This is a genomic window from Chamaesiphon sp. (assembly GCF_041737865.1).
Taxonomy (GTDB): domain Bacteria; phylum Cyanobacteriota; class Cyanobacteriia; order Cyanobacteriales; family Chamaesiphonaceae; genus Chamaesiphon.
The window spans coordinates 1-5,712 of the sequence record NZ_JBGSQZ010000333.1 but is presented as its reverse complement, the minus strand read 5'-3'; the positions used below and the strand labels follow the sequence as shown (position 1 = coordinate 5,712).

At 42.8% G+C, this 5,712-nt stretch carries 11 protein-coding genes; all 11 read right to left on the bottom strand.

The annotated features are described in order from the left end of the window. Nucleotides 1-34: 34 nt before the first annotated feature. The 11 genes from ACEW9J_RS26250 to ACEW9J_RS26200 all read right to left on the bottom strand — a co-directional run bounded on the left by ACEW9J_RS26250 (nt 35) and on the right by ACEW9J_RS26200 (nt 5,523). A complete protein-coding gene (locus ACEW9J_RS26250; protein WP_373548012.1) occupies nt 35-352 on the bottom strand; it encodes a hypothetical protein in 318 nt (105 codons plus the stop codon). A gap of 97 nt (nt 353-449) precedes the next feature. Then, nucleotides 450-782, bottom strand: a complete 333-nt coding sequence (locus tag ACEW9J_RS26245) for a hypothetical protein (RefSeq protein WP_373548011.1) — start codon at nt 780-782, stop codon at nt 450-452. 42 nt (nt 783-824) lie between these two features. Continuing rightward, nucleotides 825-1,046 (bottom strand): hypothetical protein, encoded by a 222-nt coding sequence (locus ACEW9J_RS26240; RefSeq protein ID WP_373548010.1) that lies wholly within the window; start codon nt 1,044-1,046, stop codon nt 825-827. A gap of 88 nt (nt 1,047-1,134) precedes the next feature. Next, nucleotides 1,135-1,344, bottom strand: a complete 210-nt coding sequence (locus ACEW9J_RS26235) for a hypothetical protein (RefSeq protein ID WP_373548009.1) — start codon at nt 1,342-1,344, stop codon at nt 1,135-1,137. A 135-nt stretch (nt 1,345-1,479) separates the two neighbouring features. Further along, a complete protein-coding gene (locus ACEW9J_RS26230) occupies nt 1,480-1,656 on the bottom strand; it encodes a hypothetical protein (protein WP_373548008.1) in 177 nt (58 codons plus the stop codon). Nucleotides 1,657-1,774: 118 nt separating this feature from the next. Then, on the bottom strand, nt 1,775-2,167 hold the full coding sequence (locus ACEW9J_RS26225; RefSeq protein ID WP_373548007.1) for a hypothetical protein: 393 nt from the start codon (nt 2,165-2,167) through the stop codon (nt 1,775-1,777). A 134-nt stretch (nt 2,168-2,301) separates the two neighbouring features. Continuing rightward, nucleotides 2,302-2,466 (bottom strand): hypothetical protein, encoded by a 165-nt coding sequence (locus ACEW9J_RS26220; RefSeq protein WP_373548006.1) that lies wholly within the window; start codon nt 2,464-2,466, stop codon nt 2,302-2,304. Nucleotides 2,467-2,582: 116 nt separating this feature from the next. Next, nucleotides 2,583-3,218, bottom strand: a complete 636-nt coding sequence (locus ACEW9J_RS26215) for a hypothetical protein (RefSeq protein WP_373548005.1) — start codon at nt 3,216-3,218, stop codon at nt 2,583-2,585. A gap of 99 nt (nt 3,219-3,317) precedes the next feature. Next, nucleotides 3,318-3,788: a hypothetical protein gene (locus tag ACEW9J_RS26210; RefSeq protein WP_373548004.1), complete on the bottom strand. Its 471-nt coding sequence runs from the start codon at nt 3,786-3,788 to the stop codon at nt 3,318-3,320. Between the two features lie 80 nt (nt 3,789-3,868). After that, on the bottom strand, nt 3,869-5,086 hold the full coding sequence (locus ACEW9J_RS26205) for an LPD29 domain-containing protein (RefSeq protein ID WP_373548003.1): 1,218 nt from the start codon (nt 5,084-5,086) through the stop codon (nt 3,869-3,871). 212 nt (nt 5,087-5,298) lie between these two features. Next, nucleotides 5,299-5,523 (bottom strand): hypothetical protein, encoded by a 225-nt coding sequence (locus tag ACEW9J_RS26200; protein WP_373548002.1) that lies wholly within the window; start codon nt 5,521-5,523, stop codon nt 5,299-5,301. Nucleotides 5,524-5,712 lie beyond the last annotated feature (189 nt).

Here is a 5,712-nt window from a genome sequence, read left to right as displayed (position 1 = left end):
GCCAACTAATTGGCTAGTTTTTAATAGTAATTAGCTAAGATCCCAATCCGAGCAATGAAATACAACAAATACGTGAGGAAGTATGAAGCGATCGAAACCCATGTGGAGTATAGGATCTAAATTTCCGGATGGGTCTATTTTCTAAGACAAATCCTAGAAATGTTTTATCTTCAATATGAACTGTATGACCGCCATCGTCACCATCAGCTTCATAGTAACTAGTTCCATACGCTCTAGAGTGATACCAGTCGATCGAATGGTAAACTGCTTCAACTGTATCTTTTCCTTCTTTAATTGCGTAAGAAGAGACAATATCTATCGCTAAATTATCGTCGTCTGTATATGTTTTCATTTTAATTTAGTTGGTGAACATCTAAAACCGATCGGCGCAAGCGGTGGACTCTGAAAAAAACGATCGATCTCATTAGATCGATCGCCTTCTTATTTTACTAATTAGAGCCGAGACTACCGCATTTATCGATAGCAGATCTGACAAGAACATTTATCAAGACTCTCGCATCTTTTCTAGATAATTTGGTTTCTCTAGCCAAAACCATATCAAGAACTTTAGCAGAGATTGACTTAGTGCTATCACCGTTGTCTGCTGCTTCACAAGCAGTTCCAAAAGCGATCGAGCGAGTCATTTCAGACATTTTATATTCGCGAGGCTTCTCGATCTCCACCGCCTGTCCCATGTTGGGAGCAGATGTTGCGATCGATTGAGCTGGAGCCGATGAAGCAATTAAGACTAAAGCTAAGGAGATAATTGAGGTAAATTTCATGTTAAGAAAAAGGGATAAGGGTTGAGCAATGGGATTAAAATGTTAGGAGTACAGGCGGCAATACTGTTGCTTTACTGGAGGTAGTTGACCGCCCATGTACAGCACTCGATTCTCATCGATAATGGCTGTTGTGACAATAGTTCGATCGCAGATAAATTTTGGGTTATTCTCTAGATATACAGGCATAGGTACAGTCACTCTAGTACCCGATTGAAGCAAAGAAATTGCTCTAGCAACTTGAGATAATTTTTGATTAGTAAGCATGTTCATTGTTTTAAGCCTTATTAGTGAGATTAAATATGAAAACCCCGCAGATATTTTACCTGCGGGGTTAATTAAGTTGATTGACTGTTTAGTAGAACAATCTGATTGCTGTTGAATTACTATGAAATTCTCTGGCAAGCAAGTTGATAATGCCATCAATAGACATGTTACTGGTCAGAGCTAGTTCGGAATTACCAGGTGCGGCGACAAATTCGATGTAGATTCGTCCATTGATGAGCATAATGTAAATTCTTTTGAGTGTACGGGAAAGATTAAGAATTTCAATTGCAGTAATCATGATAGCTCTCTTGGTAATATAAAAAATCTAAATCCGAAACGCGTAAGCGAATAGATTTTAAAGATAAAACAAGGTGTTCGATCGAGATCGGGCATAGCTATTAGCAATTGCCAATAGCTATGCCCGATCTAATCTTTAAATAGATTCAAACATCTTCATGTGAGCTTCGACTTGACGATCGAGCATCTCTATGTAAGAATCGAAACCTCGAAGCTCAAGTTCTCGCTGTAACTCAAGGATCTCTTCTACGTTAGGCGTAGCAAGAAATTCTTCGATTTGAGTTGCAGTCATGGAATTAGTGGATAAAGACATAGGAATATTCCTGGGTAAAGATCTAAAACTAAAACCGAAACGCGTAAGCGCAAAAATTGTTGCCGATCGCCAAAAAAGCAATAGTCGATCCTACTGAGGATCGACTATTGTGATAAGCTTATGCGGCAACCAAAACTGGACAGAGGTCTTGAATTGGAGCAATCACAACCAATCGCACTCGATCGCTTCCAATCGAGGTAATGTTCTTCTTAATCTGAGCACTGGTGCCGATCGCCAAACCATAATCTGCAAGCTTACAGAGTTCGATATCCCGAACACCTGAACTAACATAACCACCTTTTTCTGGATAGCCGACATTAACCTTCGACTTTTTCCCAGAATGGTAGACAGTCACTTGAGGATAGGCTTTGGAATACAGATATTCTTGAATGGGGCGATCGACATTAGCATCACCAATCAGGATTTGGGCATTGAGCTTAATCAGATTGTCAATCCGAGCTATTGCTGCTGTGGATAATTCTTGGGTATTGGAGAAGATAGCAACTTTCATAGTAAATTTCCTAAGTAATAATAATTTCTAAACCCGATCCGCGTAAGCGCAAAGATCTATGTAAATCGTAATAGTCGATTGCTAGCTAATTTAGTCGATCGATTCAGATCGACTAAATTAGCTAGCACAAAGAACTATGTAGAACGTTCAAAATCAAGAAGCCATTCAATCAGCAAGCGATCGGCATCATCTTCTGGCATAGAGCTAGTTGCATCCCAGAGGTCGTCTGCGCTAATGTGTAAGCTCCAGTCAAACTCTAAGTTTTTTCTGACACTGGCAAGGATTTCGGATACGGTCATTGGATATCTCCAAGTAATTAAATTTTCTAGAACCGATACGCGTGAGCGATGGACTCTGCCGTAGCTATTTAGCCAAAGCTCAACGCAACTGCTTTGAAAGCAAAGGAGCAACAGAATTAATTTGCTTTTGTCTCTTCAGCTAGCTTTTTTATCAGCATTTTAATAGCACCTGTTTTAGTGGAACCTGTTTTAATAGCTGCTTTTGGCTTGATGAGAGTGACGATCGAGCATTCTACGCCAGTACGTCTGACTCCATCGCGGAAGGCTTGTCCGATACTTTCAACGCTCCCGAATTGGGCGATTAGGGCAGATAGCCGTTGCTTGTGGCTATTTCCTTCGTCGAGCATGGTGTCGGGCACCACACAGACTAACAGCCCATCGTCAGCTAGGTAATCCCAAGCTTTGAGGGCGTGGTGGATACCATCGCTAAATGGGGGGTTCATCACGATAATATTGAAGCTGGTCGGTTCGCGGTAGGTGAGCCAATCCCGATCGATGACTGAATAGCCCTTGCCTGTGAGGATGTGGCGGAGATCGGGGTCGATTTCGATCGCGCTAATCTCGCAGTTTTTGAACATCCAAGACGATCTTAGCTCGTCTAGTAAGACTCCGTTACCTGCGCTGGGGTCGATGATGCGGAAATTAGATTTGCTCGATCGCCCATTGGCATATCGGTAATCGCCGCAGATTTTGGCGATCTTTAAGGCGATCGAGTGAGTGGATGGATAGAATTCGGTGTGTTGTCCAAGCATGGTGTTTGAGGGTTTTAGGTTGGGTTTTGCTATTGTGACTTGACACACGAAAACTAACATTTATTAGTTTTCGTGTGTCAAATAGAATTCAGCAATAAACTACTGTTTTAGTCCAAATATTTGTCCCCATTTTTCAGCATTTAATTTAGACTGTTGATTCTGAGAATACTTGACGGTTCTGGTCTTGATGAGCTTATCAATAAGCTCATCACGTTTACTCCATCGAGCGGCTAACACTCGATCGGGATACATGGTTTTGGCTGTTTCCAAAAGAGACGGAAATTCGGCAAGGGCAGCTTTGGCAGCTTCGTCATTTTCAAAGATGAATACGATGCTATTGCCTCTTTTGAGGTCGCCTGAATTGCTGGTATCGATAGTGACAATATTGCTACTATCGATCGACCAGCCATTCTGAAGCCGATCGAACCAGAAGTCTTTCTCTTCATGTTCGTCTACTGCCAAAAATCCACCATCAAATATTTCTTTGACAGTCCATTTTTGAAAGTTAGCTGCATCTTGATAGATTAATTTAGTTCCGATACTAACAAAGTCTGAGTTAATATTCTGCATTTTTTGTTCCTTAATTTTCAGGTTGTGGGGAAGATCGCACTCGATTAATTTGTGTGTCGAGTGCGATCGGTGGTCGATCGTTACCAAGCTGTCAAACCAGATGCTGTAAGAGTTCGGATGACCTCAAATGTTGGTTTTGATTGCTCGATTGCGACAGGCTCGATGCTGAAGGTATCGATAACTTGGTAGCTTGGCTTGACTGGCACTGGAGTCTGTTCGCGACGGATTGCCGTAGCAAAAGCCAACAAACTGATGACTTTGCCACTATTGGCTGCTTGCTCGAACTCTGATACCGAGAGATCGGGATCTTCGATTACTTCAGGTTCGATTGCGGCGAGTACCGGAGAAATCGTTTTATCCTCTTCGATCTCAACTGCTGGCATAAGTGCTAGGACGGTACGCCGTGGTGCTGAGATTTTAGGCTCTATTTCTTCAGCTTCGATCGCTGCCACGTCTTGAGCTGGTTGCTCGGATTCCGCTCCTAAGAGGTAGCTAAAATCGGTGGGAGTAGACTCAGTAACAGGTGTTGAATCGACTGAGATTGAGGAGAGACTGTGAGCGACCCTCAGCGTCTTGGCGGTGCGCTTGGCATACCAGATATTTAGATTCCGGCTATAGCGGAAGCCATTTCCTTTGAGGGCATCTAGAGTCGCGCTGTCAGGCTTGCGATCGAATTTAACCTCGACACCATCTTTTTCAAGATTCTCGGTCACAGTTGCGCCGCAGTCGGTGGCAGTCGCGTCTTCAGGGAATAGATATTCCAAGATTGTCTCGTTATCTTCGATCGATCTCGAAACAGGATTGGACTTAGTAACTGCTTTCTTACCTTCAGGGGCTTGATAGTAGCTAATTTTACCCAGCGTTTCAGCTAGCAAAGAGCGAACGGTGTTGCAGCGGTTATCGCCAAGCGAGTAGAAGCCAGCTAGATCCATCGAACCGTCGCGAGTAATGGATGTAGCCATTTCGCTAACTTCTTCACCCGACCCGTTTCGGACAACATATTTCTGTACGATCCGATCGAGTTCTGGTTGCATTACTGCGGGGGAGTAGCTGCGATCGATGCTAGCGTATGTATTACCACCGCCAAGGATTTCACCTGAAAGTTCGCATCGACTAACATCTTTATATTTACCTGTAATTTCTTCTACTTGTTCTTTTGTTACGCCATCAAGCCAGGTGACGCGGAACGAAGAACCCATAGAGAAGTTTTTGCAAGTAACCGAAAATTTATGTCCTGGGAAGGCAGCTTTGAGTTCTGCACGAATTGCTTTAGTGGTTTGTGCAACTGGAGTAATCATGGTGGTTTTAATTGAAAATAGTTGAGTTTATTGTTCTTTCCAAGTCGATTGAGCTATCAGTTTTCAAATTGAAAATGGTAGGCACAGAGGATTATTTTTGGTGGAAGTCTAAAGCTGAAACGCGTAAGCGAAGGGGAGTCGATCCCCGAAAAAGATAGCTCCCGATCGTTCGGGAGCTATCTAAAACTACTCAAGCGATAGTTTTAGTGTTACTAGTCATTACTTTGTAAAGGTCTTAGTCGATCGCTAGTTCCCAAAGTGTGAATGTTGATTTCTTCACAGAGATCGTCAATTTCTGTAGATGTCAGTGGTTCTATCTCCTCAAAGTGGGGCATTTCTGCATCCAAGATATCATCGCGGTTTGCTTGGAAATAGCGAAGTGCGGCAAGTATTGTCGCAACTTCTCGATCGGACATAACGTGACGAAATAGAGACATAAGGTTTTTCCTGGTATATATTCACGATAAAATCTAAATCTGAAACGCGTAAGCGTATAGATTGTCGATCGAAAAAAAAGACCAGATCTATCCAGATCTGGTCTTTTGCTAGAAGGTGAGTAGGTGAAGAAATTGCTTGGGTGCTAACTTTTCAACTGCGGCATTGTGTTGGATCGCAATCGTCGCCAT